This is a genomic window from Pelagibius sp. 7325 (assembly GCF_037652055.1).
Lineage (GTDB): Bacteria > Pseudomonadota > Alphaproteobacteria > Kiloniellales > Kiloniellaceae > Pelagibius.
Map to the genome: position 1 here is coordinate 294,618 of NZ_JBBKAH010000002.1, position 13,481 is coordinate 308,098.

A 13,481-nucleotide genomic window follows, 5' to 3' on the forward strand; every position below is an offset into this window, starting at 1 on the left:
CGTTCATAACAGCGAGCCCTGTGGGTCGTCCGAAGACGCCTTTTTCCTGCCTGCCGCCGGCTTCGGCGCGGGTTGCGGCGGCGCGCTCGACACCGGCTGGTCGGCGCCGCCAGTGGCCGCGGCCCGACCGGTGGCGAACTCCAGTTCGAGCGCCAGGCCCGGCGTGACGCCGTCCGGCCTGGTGATGGCACCCTGCGGCCCGCGCACCACGGCATAACCGCGCTGCAGCACCTTTTTGTATGAGACGCTCTCTAACACCCGGTTAAGACCGTCGATCTCGCGGGCCCGGTCGGACAAGAGCCGCGGACGGATATAGTCGAGCCGCGCCGCAGGGCTGGAGAGTTGCTCCGCCTTCACCGCCAGCAGCTGGCGCGGATGCGGCAGGCTGGCGCGCAGGTGGTCGACGCGGCCCTGACGTTCCTTGATGAAGGCGTTCCAGCAGTTCCGCAAACGCTCGGCACGCTCGTCCAGGCGCTGGCTCATGTCCTCCAGCAGGCGCTTGGGGTCGACGAGGCCGCGGCCCAGGCCGTCCAGGCGCTCGCGGCGCTCCGTCACCATGCGGGTGGCAGCCCCCAGCAGGCGGCGCTCCAACTCGCCGGTCTGGATGAGAAGCTCGCGGCGCACCGGCACCGCCATCTCCGCGGCCGCGGTCGGCGTCGGCGCACGGCGGTCGGCGGCGTAGTCGATGAGGGTGGTATCGGTCTCGTGGCCGACGGCGGAGATCAGCGGGATCGCCGATTCGGCGGCGGCGCGCACCACGACTTCCTCGTTGAAGGCCCAGAGATCCTCCAGCGATCCGCCGCCACGCGCGACAATCAGCAGATCCGGGCGCGGGAGCTTTCCCCCTTCGGCAAAGGCGTTGAAGCCACGGATGGCGGCGGCGACCTGCGCGGCCGCACCCTCGCCCTGCACCAGCACCGGCCACACCAGCACGCGGCGCGGGAAGCGGTCGGCCAGGCGGTGCAGGATGTCGCGGATGACCGCGCCGGTCGGCGAAGTGACCACGCCGATGACGTCCGGCAGGAACGGCAGCGCCCGCTTGCGCGACTCGTCGAAGAGACCTTCCTCGGCCAGCTTGCGGCGGCGGTCCTCCAGCAGCTTCAGGAGGGCACCCTCGCCGGCCAGTTCCAGCGACTCCACGACGATCTGGTACTTGGAGCGGCCCGGATAGCTGGTGATGCGCCCGACGGCGATCACTTCCATGCCGTCCTCCGGCGCGATGGCGAGACGGCCGGCGTTGCCGCGCCAGCACACGGCATCGAGGACCGCGTTCTCGTCCTTCAGCGCCATGTAGAGGTGGCCGGAAGCGGCGCGCTTGAAACCGGAAATCTCGCCGCGCACGCGCACCCGCTCGAAGGTGCCCTCGAGGGTGCGCTTGACGGCCATGGAGATTTCCGAGACGGAAAACTCCGGCACGTTCCCTGTGAGGCCGGCGTCGCCGGGGCCCGAATCTGGATAAAAATCGCTCATGTCACTGCCCGCTATGCTACAAGAGCGCCGCCGTGCAAGCCATGGCGGAGAGACGGATTTCCTGAGGATAATGGGGACGAAAGCAGCATGAAGGTACTGGTTGTGGGCGGCGGCGGGCGCGAGCACGCGCTGTGCTGGACCATCGCGGCCTCTCCCCTCTGCCACAAGCTCTACTGCGCGCCGGGCAACGCCGGCATCGCCGAGGAGGCCGAGTGCGTGCCCATCGGCGCCGAGGACGTCGACGCTCTGGTCGCCTTCGCCCAGAAGGAGGCCATCGACTTCGTGGTGGTCGGCCCGGAAGGCGCCCTGGTGCTGGGCCTGGTCGACCGCCTCGCCGAAATCGGCGTGAAGGCCTTCGGCCCCTCTGCCGCCGCCGCGCGGCTGGAAGGCTCCAAGGGGTTCACCAAGGACCTCTGTGCGAAATACGACATCCCGACCGCCGCCTACGCCCGCTTCACCGACGCCGAGGCCGCCAAGGCCTACGTGCGCGACCAGGGTGCGCCCATCGTGGTGAAGGCCGACGGCCTGGCCGCCGGCAAGGGCGTCACCGTCGCCATGACCGAGGCCGAGGCCCTGGCGGCCATCGACGAGGCCATGGCGGGCGGCGCCTTCGGCGCGGCCGGCGCCGAACTGGTCGTCGAGGCCTTCCTGGAAGGCGAGGAGGCGAGCTTCTTCGCCCTGGTCGACGGCGAGACCGCCCTGCCCCTGGTGACCGCGCAGGACCATAAGCGCGCCTACGACGGCGACGAGGGGCCCAACACCGGCGGCATGGGCGCCTATTCGCCGGCGCCGGTGATGACCCGGGCGCTCATCGACCGCACCATGGCCGAGATCATCGAGCCCACCGTCAAGGCGATGCAGGCCGAGGGCTGCCCCTTCAAGGGGGTACTCTACGCCGGGCTGATGATCACCAAAAAAGGCCCCGAGTTGATCGAGTACAACGTGCGCTTCGGCGATCCGGAGTGCCAAGTGATCCTCATGCGCCTGATGTCCGACCTGCTGCCGGCCCTCATCGCCAGCGCCGACGGCGTACTGTCGTCCTTCGACCTGCGCTGGTACGACGAGGCGGCGCTGACCGTGGTCATGGCCGCCAAGGGCTATCCAGGATCCTACGAAAAAGGCACCGAGATCCGCGGCCTCGACGTCGCGCCGGGCAACTCCGACGACGTGAAGGTGTTCCACGCCGGAACGAAGCGCGGCGAGGCCGGCGCGCTGCTCGCGACCGGCGGGCGGGTATTGAACGTCACCGCCATGGCGCCGACCATCAAGGAGGCTCAGGCGCGTGCCTACGTCGCCGTCGACAAGATCGACTGGCCGGGTGGCTTTTGCCGCCGCGATATCGGCTGGCGTGCCATTGCGCGCGGCTGAGCTGCTAGCACGTGCGCGACGTCCCCAACCTCACCACCAAGCGGCTGCGGCTGCGCGGCCATACCCGCGATGACTTCGACCATCTCACTGCACTGTGGGGTGATCCAGAGGTGGTGCGCCATATTACCGGCTCGGTCTCAAGCGCGTCCGACAGCTGGATGCGACTGCTGAACAGCGCCGGCCACTGGGCCTTGCAGGGTTTCGGCTACTGGGCGGTGGAGGAGCGGGGAAGCGGCTGTTTCGTCGGCCAGGTCGGCCTCGCCGACTTCAAGCGCGGCCTCGGACCGCGTTTCGACGGTATGCCCGAAGCCGGCTGGGTGCTGTCGCCCGCCTTCCACGGCAAGGGCTACGCCACCGAAGCGGTGGAGACCGTCCTGGCCTGGGGCGAAGCGAACATCGCCATGACGCGCTGCGTCTGCATGATCTCGCCCGATCACGCGGCCTCGTTACGCGTCGCCGAGAAATGCGGCTTCACGCCCTTCGCCGAGACGGAGTTCAAGGGCTCGCCGGTCGTCTTGCTGGAGCGGCTGAAGTAGCTCCTTACCCAGCCAGCTCCGCGATGTAGTTCGGCAGGGCAAAGGCGGCTTGATGGACCGCCGGATTGTAATAGCGCGTCGTGATGCCTGAGGCCTTGTAGCGCCGCTTCAGCGTCGCAAGGTCGACCCGCCGCTTTGCCGCATCGCCGCTGCCCCAGCCGAAGGCCATCGGGCCGCCGGTGTAGCTCGGCACCGTCGCCAGGTAGCAGGCGGCATCGGCGAAGAGCGCCTTGAAGGCGCGCATCGTGTTCTTGAGCTCGTCGCCCTGCAGGAAAGGCACGCCATTCTGGGTGACAAGAATACCGCCCGGCGTCAGGCAATCCTTCGCCTTGCCATAGAAGGTTTCGCTGAACAGCACTTCGCCGGGGCCGATCGGATCGGTCGAGTCGACGAGAACGACGTCGTAGCGCTCCGCGCACTGCGCGACGAAATCGAGGCCGTCGGCGATCACCAGGTCGAGGCGCGGATCGTCGTAGGCGGCCTTGCAGATCGAGGACAGATACTGCCGTGAGAAATCGACCACGCCGGCGTCGATCTCCACCTGAGTCACCTTCTCGATGCCGGAATGCTTCAGCACCTCTTCCAGCAGGCCGCCGTCGCCGCCGCCCACGATCAGCACCTTCTTCGCCGCGCCGTGCGCAAGGACCGGCAGGTGGGCCAGCATCTCGTGGTAGATGTACTCATCGCCTTCAGTCGTCTGCACGACGCCGTCCAGCGTCAGCACGCGACCGAAGGTCGCGTTCTCGAACAGCACGAGGCGTTGCTTGTCTGTCTCGCTGTCGTAGAGGATTTTGTCGGCCTTCAGCGCGGTGCGGAAATCGGCGTGCAGCGACTCCTCGATCCAGCGGCTCACAGGCCGCTGCCCCGCCGGTGCTCCGTCACCGCGACGTGGTCCGGCTTGAAGCGGTCGCGCAGCACCGCCACGGCGCGATGCGGCTTGGCCCCCCCGCACATGAAGATATCGAGTGCGGCGTAGCCCGACTCCGGCCAGGAGTGGATCGAGATATGGGATTCCGCCAGCACCGCGACACCGGAGATGCCGTCGTTGGGCGTGAAGTGGTGCAGGTGGATATGCAGCAGCGTCGCCTCGGCGGCATCAACGCATTCACGCAGAGTATCTTCGACGTAGGAGAGATCGTCGATCCGCTCGGCGCCCCACAGGTCGACGATCAGATGCGTGCCGGCGAAACGCTCGCCGTCACGCTCGATAAAGAAATCCTTGCGCTCCTCGTCCTCTAAGGTCGGGTGAGCGGCGGTGATGTGTTCTTCCGTTTTGGAGGCGCTTGGGTTCTCGTCCAAGTCGATCCCCAGTTGGAAGAGGGCGCGTGTGCGTGCCATCGGTCCTCCAACGCAACCAGCAGATTGACCCAGCAAAAAACTGAGGCGCGCGTTGTCGCGTCTTTTGCCCCCTCGACGCAAGGAAAAATTGGTCTTTAGTCTTGATAAATCAATGCGCAAGCGCAGGAGGCGCAGTTTTCCGCGCCGCCCGTTAACCCTGTGGCACGCGGATTCTTGCATTCGGCAGCGGGATCGCCTATCACATCAGCGGTTCGTAGGGGAGTAGCCGCCTCGATTTCACACTCTGTGATCTACGAGGCTCCGCATCAACAGACTTGTGCCGGCGTGCAACGCTCGGGACGTGGTGCGGAGAGATCCTTTGGATTTGGCGAGACCTACGGCGTTCCGCGGGGCAATAAGGAGCCGGCCCGCGCGGTGCGCCGTAGCGTTGAAAGCCGGCTCCGGAGAGATCAAGAAAAATGTCCCAAATCCTTGCCATCTTCGCGACCGTCTTCCTGGCGGAACTGGGCGACAAGACCCAACTGGCCACCGTCCTCTTTGCCGCCGGCAAGGAGACGCCGGCCTTCACGGTGTTTCTCGCCGCCGCCGCCGCCCTGGTGCTGTCGACCGCCTGTGCCGTCGCCCTAGGGGTCGCTGCCGAGCGCTACCTCGCCGTCCTGCCGCTGAAGCTCATCGCCGGCGCCGGCTTCGTCGTCCTCGGCCTGTGGACCATCTGGGATCACATGAAGTCCGTGCCGACAGCGTAAGAGTTTATTCCAGCGCCGCGAAGTTCAACGCCGCCTTGTCGCCAAGCCAGATCGCGTGATCGCGGTGGTCGGGCAGTGCATCACCGGTGTTGGGATGCACGAAGACCGTCAGGCCGCCGCGGTTAAGCGCCAGCCAGGGCACCAGCGTCGCAAAGATTTCGGGCGCGAAGGCGACCTGATAGCTCCATCGCGGATGCGGGCCGATCGGGCGATCGTGCCAGCGCCCCAGCCGCACGTCGAACTGGGCCTCGATTGCTGCGCGCAGCGCCTCGGCCGCCGGCTTCGACTCGGCATCGTAGTAAACGTGGGCGTGGTAGTCCGTGATGGCGCCGATTTCGCGCGGTGTCATGCCATTCCTCTCAACGGCGGGCCCCTCAACGGCGGGCCTGGAAGAAGTCGCGCAGCAGGGCGCCGCAGGCCTGCTCCTGCACGCCGCCGACCACCTCCGGGCGGTGATGGCAGGTCGGCTGCTGGAAGATGCGCGGCCCGTGGTCGACGCCGCCCCCCTTGGGATCGTAAGCGCCGAAGATCACCCGGCGCAACCGGGCGAAGGCGATCGCCTGGGCGCACATGGGGCAAGGCTCCAGCGTCACGTAGAGATCGGCCTCGGTGAGGCGCTTCAGGCCGCTGCCCGAGGCCGCGGCGCGGATCGCCAGCAGCTCGGCATGGGCGGTCGGGTCGGCGTCGCGCTCCACCCGGTTGTGCGCTCGGGCGAGGATTTCGCCGCTGGTGGCATCGACCAGAACGGCACCAACCGGGACCTCGCCGGCCGTAGCGGCGAGGCGGGCCTCGGCCAGAGCCTCGGCCATGTAGTCGGGGCGGGGTGTGGCAGCCGTCTGGGTCATGGCGCGCGGAGCCTGCCCGCCACGGGAACCGCGGTCAAGGGTGGGCGTTTGGCGGTAAGGGGCGATTGCTTTAAGTCAATGTCGGGCAACCGGCTGGCCCTTAATCTTTTAGATTGGAAAAGCGGCAGAACAGCTGCCGGCGACGATGTCACAGAGTGAGGCATGGAAGGAACGAAGCCCATGGTAGCCAGGCAAGAAGCCGATCCCGATACCCCTGAGATCGCCCTGGAAATCGACCCCGGCACGGTCGCTTTCCTGATCGCCAAGGCGCGCGCCTTCGACGCAAAGGTCGCGCCCGCCGACCGCGACGAGATCTCGCAGCCGGGCGAGGACGAGGACCACGACGCGCTGGAGGACTACGGCGACGACCCGGTTGCCGAGGAAATCGCCGCCGTTATCAACGAGCTGAATGTGGATGAACAGGTCGAACTGGTGGCGATGACCTGGATCGGGCGCGGTGACTTTGCCGTGGAGGAGTGGGAGGAGGCCCTGGAAGCCGCCCGCGAGCGCCGCGTCGGCTCGACCTCAAAGTATCTCCTGGGCATGCCGCTCTTGGGTGACATGCTGGAAGAGGGATTCGTCGCCCTGGGCTACACCCTCGAGGACTACGAGATCCCGGTCTAGGCGGCGCCTCCCTCGCCCATTCCCAGGTTGTGGCGGCGACCCGGCGCGCCTAGATTGCGGCCATGGCGAGCCGATCTTCCTCCCTGCCCGTTGTGGGCATCACCTTGGACTCCGAACCGGCCGGCGGCTGGTCGAAGTATCCTTGGTATGCCGTGCGCGAGAATTACTGCGCCGCGGTGGCCGAGGCGGGTGGTCTGCCCATCCTGCTGCCGCACGAACCGGACAAGGCCGAGGCCTACCTGGAGCGCATCGACGCCCTGCTCGTCACCGGCGGCGCCTTCGACCTCGATCCCGCCTTGTTCGGCGCCAACACACGCCATGAGACGGTGCGCACCAAGGACCGCCGCACTGCCTTCGAGGCCGCGGTCACCCGCGGCGCGCTGGAGCGCGACCTGCCGCTGCTCGGCATCTGCGGCGGTCAGCAGCTGCTGAACGTGGTGCTGGGCGGCACGCTGATCCAGCACATCCCCGACGAGGTGGAGAACGCCCTGGCGCACGAGCAGCCCAACCCCCGCCACGAGGCCGGCCATCCGGTGGCGATCACCGCCGCCGGCCTGCTGAAATCGATCTGCCGCGCCGCCGAGCTGCCGGTGAACTCGGCACACCACCAGGCGGTGAAGGGCGTGGGACCCGGGGTGGTGGTGAACGCGGTGGCACCCGACGGCGTCATCGAAGGCATCGAGGCGCCCGGCTACCGCTTCTGCCTGGGTGTGCAGTGGCACCCGGAATTCGCCGTCAGCCCCGGCGACAGCGCCATCTTCAAGGCTTTCGTCGCCGCGGCGGCGTAAAAGGAAGCAGCATGAGTGAAATCGAGAAAGGCGAACGCGTCGCCAAGGTCATCGCCCGTGCGGGGCTGTGCTCGCGGCGCGATGCCGAGGCCTGGATCCTCGCCGGCCGCGTGAAGGTCGACGGCAAGGTACTGACCAGCCCGGCCGCGACGGTGACCGTCGCCAGCCGCATCGAGGTCGACGGCGAGGCACTGCCCGCCGCCGAGGCGCCGCGCCTCTTCCGCTACCACAAGCCGAGGGGCGAGATCACCACCGAGCGCGATCCCCAAGGCCGCCTCACGGTGTTCGACCGCCTGCCCGCCGGCCTGCCGCGCCTGCAGGCGGTGGGGCGCCTCGACATCAACTCCGAGGGCCTGTTGCTGCTCACCAACGACGGCGGGCTGAAGCGGCAGCTCGAACTGCCCTCCAGCGGCTGGCAGCGCAAGTACCGCGTACGCGCCCATGGCACCGTGCATCCCGACCGCCTGGCGGCGCTGGCCAAGGGCATCACGGTGGACGGCGTCGACTACGGCCCGGTCGAGGCGACCCTCGACCGCCAGGTCGGCGCCAATGCCTGGCTGACTTTCGCCCTGAAGGAGGGCAAGAACCGCGAGGTGCGCAAGATCTGCGCCCACCTCGGCCTCTACGTGAACCGCCTCATCCGCATCGCCTACGGGCCCTTCACCCTCGGCACCCTGCCCAAGCGGTCGCTGGAAGAGGTCGATCCCAAACGCCTGCGCCAGGCCCTCGGCCTGGAGCCGAAGGAAAAGAAGCAGCACCGCAAGGGCTTCGCCAAGGCCAAGCCGAAGGCGAATCGGCCGGGCTCCAAGCGCGGCTTCAAGCACCAGCGCGAAGCCGCCGAGACAGGCGAGCCGCGCGAAAAACGCCAGCGGCGCAGCCCTAAGGCCGAGGCCGCGCAGCGCAAGGCCGCCGCCGAGAAAAAGGCAGCGGCCCGCAAGGCCCCGAAGAAGGCCGCTCCGAAGAAAGCCGTCGCTGCGAAAGCCGCGCCGCAAATGCCGGCGACCCCGAAGCCCGCTGCCAAGAAATTCGCGGCCAAGAAACGCGTCATAAAGCCGACGGTGAAGAAAGCATCGGCCAAACGGCCCGCCGGCCGCTCGGCAACAACACCCAAGAGTCATGCGAATCGTCGCCGGCCGTCATAGGGGCCGCAGCCTCAAGACGCCGGACGACCTCGCCGTGCGGCCAACCGCGGACCGCACCCGCGAGGCACTGTTCAACATCCTGGTGAGCGGCAAGCTGAGCGACGGGCACCGCCTCGCCGATGCGCGCGTGCTGGACGCCTTCGCCGGCACCGGCGCCTTGGGCCTGGAGGCCCTCTCGCGCGGCGCGGCGCATGCGGTCTTCATGGAGAACTATGCGCCGGCCATCGAAATCTGCCGCGCCAATATCAAGAATCTCGGTGAAGGCGAACGCGCCGAGCTCATCGCCTGCGACGTGCTGCACCCACGCCCGGCGCCGGCGCCCTGCGACCTCGTCTTTCTCGATCCGCCCTACAACCAGGGCTTCGCGGAAAAGGCGCTGACGAGCCTGGTGAAGGCCGGCTGGATCGCGCCGGGCACGTTGGTATGCGTCGAGATGATGAAGAACGAGGCGTTCGAGACGCCCGAAGGCTTCAGCGAGATCGACGCCCGCAAATACGGCAAGGCCAAGCTGGTGTTCCTGAAATACGCAGACTGAGCTGCGTTCACCGCCGGCCGAACAGCTTCTCGATGTCGGCGAGCTTCAGTTCGACGTAGGTTGGACGGCCATGGTTGCACTGGCCGCTGTGGGGCGTCGCCTCCATCTGGCGCAGCAGCGCGTTCATCTCGTTCACGTTGAGGAGGCGTCCTGCGCGCACCGAGCCGTGGCAGGCCATGGTGCCGCAGACGTGCTCCAATTTTTCTTTGAGCGCCAGCGCCTCACCCAGTTCGGCCAGCTCGTCGGCGAGATCGCGGATGAGGCCGTGCACGTCGACGTCGCCCAGCAGCGCCGGCACCTCGCGCACCACCACGGCGCCGGAGCCGAAAGCCTCCACCACCAGGCCCAGTTCTTCCAGTTCCTCGGCGCGCTCGGCGACGCGCTGGGCCGCCGGCTCGTCGAGTTCGACCACCTCGGGCAGCAGCAGCATCTGGCGCTGCACGCCGCGCTCGCCGAGCTGCTGCTTCATGCGCTCGTAGACCAGGCGCTCGTGGGCGGCGTGCTGGTCAACGATGACGATGCCGTCGGCCGTCTGTGCCACTACGTAGGTGCCGTGCACCTGCGCGCGTGCTGCGCCGAGCGGATAGCGCTGAGCCTCCGGGTCGGAAGCCTCCCGCGCCACTGCCTGCACGGCGGCAGCCACCGCCGCCGGCGCGGCGTCCAGTCCGGGCAACGTCCCTGCGCCCTGCGGCTGGCCCCAGGTGTCGTGCAGCGGCGCGGCATAGGTGGCCGTCGCCTCGGCGAGGCCGCGCGGCAGGAAAGTCCGCTGGCTGCCCCAGCCCGACTGATAGTTCGCCGGCGCCGTCTGCGGGCGGAAGGCCCCCAAGGCGCTCTCCGACACTGTGGTGGAGGCGCGGTGCCCTGCCTGGGCGAGGGCGTGCTTGGTCGCCGAGACGATGAGGCCGCGCACCAGCCCGGGATCGCGAAAGCGCACCTCCGCCTTGGCCGGGTGCACGTTCACGTCGACTTCCTCCGGCGGCAGTTCCACGAACAGGGCGACCAGCGGATGGCGGTCGCGGGCGAGGAAATCCTGGTAGGCGCCACGGATGGCGCCGTACAGCAGCTTGTCGCGCACCGGGCGGCCGTTCACGAAGAGGTACTGGTGCTGCGCATTGCCACGATTGAGGGTCGGCAGGCCGACGTAGCCGGTCAGCCTGATCCCCTCTCGCATCGCGTCGATCGGCAGCGCGTTGTCGGCGAAGTCGCGGCCCATAAGGGATGAAAGGCGCCTGAGGCGGCCCTCGAAGAGTTCGTCCTCGGCAGGCGCCAAGCTGACCAGCTTGCGCTCACCGTCGGAGAGGGTGAAGCCGACGTGGGGGTGCGCCATGGCGAGGCGGTTCACCGTGTCCTGCGCGTGGGAAACCTCGGTGCGCGCCGCCTTCAGGAACTTGAGGCGCGCCGGCGTCGCGAAGAAGAGGTCGCGCACCTCGACGCGGGTGCCCTTGGGGTGCGCCGCCGGCTGCGGCCGGCCCAGCTTTCCGCCTTCGACCGCGAGGCTCCAGGCCTCATCCGCCCCGGCCGGGCGGCTGGTCACCGCGAGGCGTGCGACGGCGCCGATGGAGGGCAGCGCCTCGCCGCGGAAACCGAGCGAGGCGATATGAACCAGGTCGTCATCAGGCAGCTTGGAGGTGGCGTGACGCTCCACAGCGAGGGTGAGTTCCTCCGGGGTCATGCCGCAGCCGTCGTCGGTGACGGCAATGAGCGCCCGCCCGCCGTCGCGCAGCATCACGTCGATATGGCGCGCCCCGGCGTCGAGGGCGTTCTCGACCAGTTCCTTCACCGCGGCGGCCGGACGCTCCACCACCTCGCCGGCGGCGATCTGGTTCACCAGGGTTTCCGGCAGGCGGCGAATCGGCATGAATACTGGGATCTCCGGTTGGGCTGCCGAAGCTTAGCAGACCCGCCGGAGTCGCGGAAAGCCGCCGCCCTGCCCGACTCGACCGCCGGACCTCAACCGCTTAGGCGATGCCGTAGGATAGCACCACGGCCACCACCACCACGGCAACAACCGTAATGCCCCATAGCTGCCAGCCCTTCATGCGCCGGAAGCTGAAGGATTCTTGGGCATACTTGTCCTGATCGCGCTTATCCGGTTCCTGTGCCATGTCTTCCTCCCGGGTTCGGGGTTCACATACAACACGCGTTTCGCGCTTATCCGAAAAACAGCGGCGGCACCGGCAGGGTTCCGGGAAAGGCCAGCGATAGGCGGATGTTCCTTGGAGCGGCGGTGTATAGTGGCTCGTAATGCCGACTCACGAGGCCATCCCCATGATCACCCGTATCGACCACGTCGTACTAACCGTGCGCGACATTGAGCGCGCGGTGGCCTTCTACTCCCGGGTTTTGAAGATGGAGGCGGTGACCTTCGCCGGCGGCCGCCGGGCGCTGAAATTCGGGCAGCAGAAGATCAACCTGCAGACCCTGGGGATGGAGACCCGCAACTATGCCGGCATCGGGTCCGGCGACCTCTGCCTGATCACCGAGTGGCCGCCGGAGCAGGTGGTCGCCCACCTGCAGGCCGAAGGGGTGGAGATCGTCGAAGGACCTATTGGGAAGACAGGTGCCGTCGGGACCATCGTCTCGGTCTATTTCAACGATCCCGACGGCAATCTTGTCGAGGTCAGCAGCTATCCGGGCGAGACGTAGAGGCGCGCGCCCTCAAGTTCCGTCGCCGGGGGCGTCGCGGGTGGGGGTGACGCCGTCCGGCGCACCGACCACCACCACGGTCAGCGCGTCGGGCCGGTAGAGCCGCTTGGCGACGCGCTTGGCGTCGTCAAGTGTCACCGCCTCGACGTAGTCGTTGCGCTTTTCCAGGTAGTCGATGCCGAGATCTTCCATCTGCATGCCGACCAGCATGCCGGCGATGTTGGCGGAGCTGGAGAAGCGCAGCGGGAAGGAACCGGTGAGATAGCGCTTGGCGTCGTCGAGTTCCTCAGCCGTCGGGCCGTCCTCGGCCATGCGGCGCCACTCCTGCCGGATGAGGTCGAGGGACTCGCCGACACGGGCGTTCTGGGTCGCGGTGCCGGCATAGATCATCGAGCCGTGATCGAAGGGGGCCAGATAGGAATAGACCGAATAGGCGAGGCCGCGCTTCTCGCGCACCTCCTCGACGAGGCGCGAGGCGAAGCCGCCGCCGCCCAGGATGTAATTCACCACGTAGGCGGCGTAGTAGTCGGGATCGTCGCGGCGGATGCCGTCCTGCCCCAGGGCGACCACCGACTGCGGGATCGGCTTGGCGATGACGACGGTTTCGCCGCCGTTCGCCGCCTCGACGGCGGGGATGCTGAAGGGCGCCGCCTTCTCCGGCAGCATGCCGAAGGTGTCGTCCAGCGCCTTGGCCAATTCGTCCGGCGTGATGTCGCCGACCACCCCGACAAACAGCCGGTCTCGACCGAAACGCTGCTGCACAAAGCTGCGCAGGTCGTCGGCGGTGATGCGGGCGATGGAGGCCTCGGTGCCGTTGGCCGGGCGCGCATAAGGATGCTCGCCGTACATCAGGCGGCGCAGCACGCGGCTGGCGATATAGTCCGGGTCTTCCGACTGGCGCGACAGGCTGGCGACGATCTGGCTGCGGATGCGCTCCACCGGCTCCGCGTCGAAACGCGGCTCGGTGAGCGCCAGGCGCAGCAGTTCGAAGGCGCGGTCGCGGTTCTCGGTGAGGGTCTCCAGCGAACCGCTGAAGCTGTCCAGACCGGCGTCGAACTTCAGGCTGATGGAAAGATTGTCGAGTTCGCCCTGGAAAGCCTGGGAATCGAGCGGGCCCGCGCCCTCGTCAATGGTGCTGGAAACCATGTAGGCAAGACCTGCCTTGTCCTCGGGATCCAACGCCCCGCCGCCGCGAAAGGCCAGTTCCAGCGCGATGATCGGGTTGGTGTGGTCCTCCACCAGCCAGGCCTCGATGCCGCCGGGGCTGACCACGCGCTGGACCTCCACGGCGCGCGCCTGGAACGCGGTGAGCAAGGCCGTCAGGGCGATCAGCAGGGCGACGGTCCAGGCCATCAGCGGCGACGTGCCGGATGCCCGACGGGCAACCGCCTGGGAAGCCACCCTGTTCTTCTCGCTGCGCATATCCACGGCGGATCCTTTCGCTGGGTCTTTAGTCTGGAGCCTTGTCCGGCATTCAGGGGC

16 protein-coding genes are annotated in these 13,481 nt (G+C 67.9%); 8 read left to right on the top strand and 8 right to left on the bottom strand.

Annotated features, from left to right (window positions below; all coding sequences use genetic code 11):
- Positions 1–3: 3 nt before the first annotated feature.
- Positions 4–1,470 (bottom strand): exodeoxyribonuclease VII large subunit, encoded by a 1,467-nt coding sequence (gene xseA / locus WDC82_RS03305; protein ID WP_340115829.1) that lies wholly within the window; start codon positions 1,468–1,470, stop codon positions 4–6.
- Between the two features lie 87 nt (positions 1,471–1,557).
- On the opposite strand from xseA, the gene purD reads away from it, so the two are divergent.
- Both purD and WDC82_RS03315 read left to right on the top strand, forming a co-directional pair.
- A complete protein-coding gene (purD, locus tag WDC82_RS03310) occupies positions 1,558–2,838 on the top strand; it encodes a phosphoribosylamine--glycine ligase (RefSeq protein ID WP_340115830.1) in 1,281 nt (426 codons plus the stop codon).
- 11 nt (positions 2,839–2,849) lie between these two features.
- Positions 2,850–3,374: a GNAT family N-acetyltransferase gene (locus WDC82_RS03315; RefSeq protein ID WP_340115831.1), complete on the top strand. Its 525-nt coding sequence runs from the start codon at positions 2,850–2,852 to the stop codon at positions 3,372–3,374.
- A 4-nt stretch (positions 3,375–3,378) separates the two neighbouring features.
- Here the strand turns inward: WDC82_RS03315 and speE are convergent, their stop codons facing one another.
- Entirely contained in the window at positions 3,379–4,227 is an 849-nt protein-coding gene (speE, locus tag WDC82_RS03320) for a polyamine aminopropyltransferase (RefSeq protein ID WP_340115832.1), read from the bottom strand.
- The gene (gene speD, locus WDC82_RS03325; RefSeq protein WP_340115833.1) at positions 4,224–4,712 is read right to left on the bottom strand and encodes an adenosylmethionine decarboxylase; all 489 of its coding nucleotides are present in this window, start codon (positions 4,710–4,712) and stop codon (positions 4,224–4,226) included. The genes speE and speD overlap by 4 nt, the downstream gene beginning before the upstream one ends.
- A 419-nt stretch (positions 4,713–5,131) precedes the next feature.
- Between speD and WDC82_RS03330 the strand changes: the two genes are divergently transcribed.
- Positions 5,132–5,419, top strand: a complete 288-nt coding sequence (locus tag WDC82_RS03330; RefSeq protein ID WP_340115834.1) for a TMEM165/GDT1 family protein — start codon at positions 5,132–5,134, stop codon at positions 5,417–5,419.
- Between the two features lie 4 nt (positions 5,420–5,423).
- Here the strand turns inward: WDC82_RS03330 and WDC82_RS03335 are convergent, their stop codons facing one another.
- Complete coding sequence (locus WDC82_RS03335; RefSeq protein WP_340115835.1) at positions 5,424–5,768, bottom strand: DOPA 4,5-dioxygenase family protein; 345 nt, start codon at positions 5,766–5,768, stop codon at positions 5,424–5,426.
- A gap of 25 nt (positions 5,769–5,793) precedes the next feature.
- A complete protein-coding gene (locus tag WDC82_RS03340; RefSeq protein WP_340115836.1) occupies positions 5,794–6,264 on the bottom strand; it encodes a nucleoside deaminase in 471 nt (156 codons plus the stop codon).
- Between the two features lie 180 nt (positions 6,265–6,444).
- Here WDC82_RS03340 and WDC82_RS03345 point away from each other — a divergent pair, with 180 nt between their 5' ends.
- The 4 genes from WDC82_RS03345 (at position 6,445) to rsmD (ending at position 9,353) form a co-directional block, all read left to right on the top strand.
- The gene (locus WDC82_RS03345; protein ID WP_340115837.1) at positions 6,445–6,888 is read left to right on the top strand and encodes a DUF3775 domain-containing protein; all 444 of its coding nucleotides are present in this window, start codon (positions 6,445–6,447) and stop codon (positions 6,886–6,888) included.
- Between the two features lie 62 nt (positions 6,889–6,950).
- The gene (locus WDC82_RS03350) at positions 6,951–7,676 is read left to right on the top strand and encodes a gamma-glutamyl-gamma-aminobutyrate hydrolase family protein (protein ID WP_340115838.1); all 726 of its coding nucleotides are present in this window, start codon (positions 6,951–6,953) and stop codon (positions 7,674–7,676) included.
- Positions 7,677–7,687: 11 nt separating this feature from the next.
- Entirely contained in the window at positions 7,688–8,818 is a 1,131-nt protein-coding gene (locus WDC82_RS03355) for a pseudouridine synthase (protein ID WP_340115839.1), read from the top strand.
- Positions 8,793–9,353: a 16S rRNA (guanine(966)-N(2))-methyltransferase RsmD gene (gene rsmD, locus WDC82_RS03360; protein ID WP_340115840.1), complete on the top strand. Its 561-nt coding sequence runs from the start codon at positions 8,793–8,795 to the stop codon at positions 9,351–9,353. The genes WDC82_RS03355 and rsmD overlap by 26 nt, the downstream gene beginning before the upstream one ends.
- Before the next feature lie 7 nt (positions 9,354–9,360).
- On the opposite strand, the gene mutL is transcribed toward rsmD, so the two are convergent.
- Together mutL and WDC82_RS03370 are read right to left on the bottom strand one after the other, a co-directional pair.
- Positions 9,361–11,211 carry a DNA mismatch repair endonuclease MutL gene (gene mutL / locus WDC82_RS03365; RefSeq protein WP_340115841.1) on the bottom strand — a complete coding sequence of 617 codons (1,851 nt, stop codon included), beginning with the start codon at positions 11,209–11,211 and terminating at the stop codon, positions 9,361–9,363.
- A 100-nt stretch (positions 11,212–11,311) separates the two neighbouring features.
- Entirely contained in the window at positions 11,312–11,458 is a 147-nt protein-coding gene (locus WDC82_RS03370; protein ID WP_340115842.1) for a hypothetical protein, read from the bottom strand.
- Positions 11,459–11,621: 163 nt separating this feature from the next.
- Here WDC82_RS03370 and WDC82_RS03375 point away from each other — a divergent pair, with 163 nt between their 5' ends.
- The gene (locus tag WDC82_RS03375) at positions 11,622–11,999 is read left to right on the top strand and encodes a VOC family protein (RefSeq protein WP_340115843.1); all 378 of its coding nucleotides are present in this window, start codon (positions 11,622–11,624) and stop codon (positions 11,997–11,999) included.
- Between the two features lie 12 nt (positions 12,000–12,011).
- Here the strand turns inward: WDC82_RS03375 and WDC82_RS03380 are convergent, their stop codons facing one another.
- The gene (locus tag WDC82_RS03380) at positions 12,012–13,421 is read right to left on the bottom strand and encodes a pitrilysin family protein (protein WP_340116949.1); all 1,410 of its coding nucleotides are present in this window, start codon (positions 13,419–13,421) and stop codon (positions 12,012–12,014) included.
- Positions 13,422–13,481 lie beyond the last annotated feature (60 nt).

What these genes read in the sequence shown, in the direction of transcription:
- WDC82_RS03355 (WP_340115839.1), top strand. Translation starts at nt 7,688, where the DNA reads ATGAGTGAAATCGAGAAAGGCGAACGCGTCGCCAAGGTCATCGCCCGT.
- WDC82_RS03380 (WP_340116949.1), bottom strand. Translation starts at nt 13,421, where the DNA reads ATGCGCAGCGAGAAGAACAGGGTGGCTTCCCAGGCGGTTGCCCGTCGG.
- WDC82_RS03345 (WP_340115837.1), top strand. Translation starts at nt 6,445, where the DNA reads ATGGTAGCCAGGCAAGAAGCCGATCCCGATACCCCTGAGATCGCCCTG.
- speD (WP_340115833.1), bottom strand. Translation starts at nt 4,712, where the DNA reads ATGGCACGCACACGCGCCCTCTTCCAACTGGGGATCGACTTGGACGAG.
- WDC82_RS03375 (WP_340115843.1), top strand. Translation starts at nt 11,622, where the DNA reads ATGATCACCCGTATCGACCACGTCGTACTAACCGTGCGCGACATTGAG.
- rsmD (WP_340115840.1), top strand. Translation starts at nt 8,793, where the DNA reads ATGCGAATCGTCGCCGGCCGTCATAGGGGCCGCAGCCTCAAGACGCCG.
- mutL (WP_340115841.1), bottom strand. Translation starts at nt 11,211, where the DNA reads ATGCCGATTCGCCGCCTGCCGGAAACCCTGGTGAACCAGATCGCCGCC.
- WDC82_RS03330 (WP_340115834.1), top strand. Translation starts at nt 5,132, where the DNA reads ATGTCCCAAATCCTTGCCATCTTCGCGACCGTCTTCCTGGCGGAACTG.
- WDC82_RS03335 (WP_340115835.1), bottom strand. Translation starts at nt 5,768, where the DNA reads ATGACACCGCGCGAAATCGGCGCCATCACGGACTACCACGCCCACGTT.
- WDC82_RS03340 (WP_340115836.1), bottom strand. Translation starts at nt 6,264, where the DNA reads ATGACCCAGACGGCTGCCACACCCCGCCCCGACTACATGGCCGAGGCT.
- purD (WP_340115830.1), top strand. Translation starts at nt 1,558, where the DNA reads ATGAAGGTACTGGTTGTGGGCGGCGGCGGGCGCGAGCACGCGCTGTGC.
- xseA (WP_340115829.1), bottom strand. Translation starts at nt 1,470, where the DNA reads ATGAGCGATTTTTATCCAGATTCGGGCCCCGGCGACGCCGGCCTCACA.
- WDC82_RS03350 (WP_340115838.1), top strand. Translation starts at nt 6,951, where the DNA reads ATGGCGAGCCGATCTTCCTCCCTGCCCGTTGTGGGCATCACCTTGGAC.
- WDC82_RS03370 (WP_340115842.1), bottom strand. Translation starts at nt 11,458, where the DNA reads ATGGCACAGGAACCGGATAAGCGCGATCAGGACAAGTATGCCCAAGAA.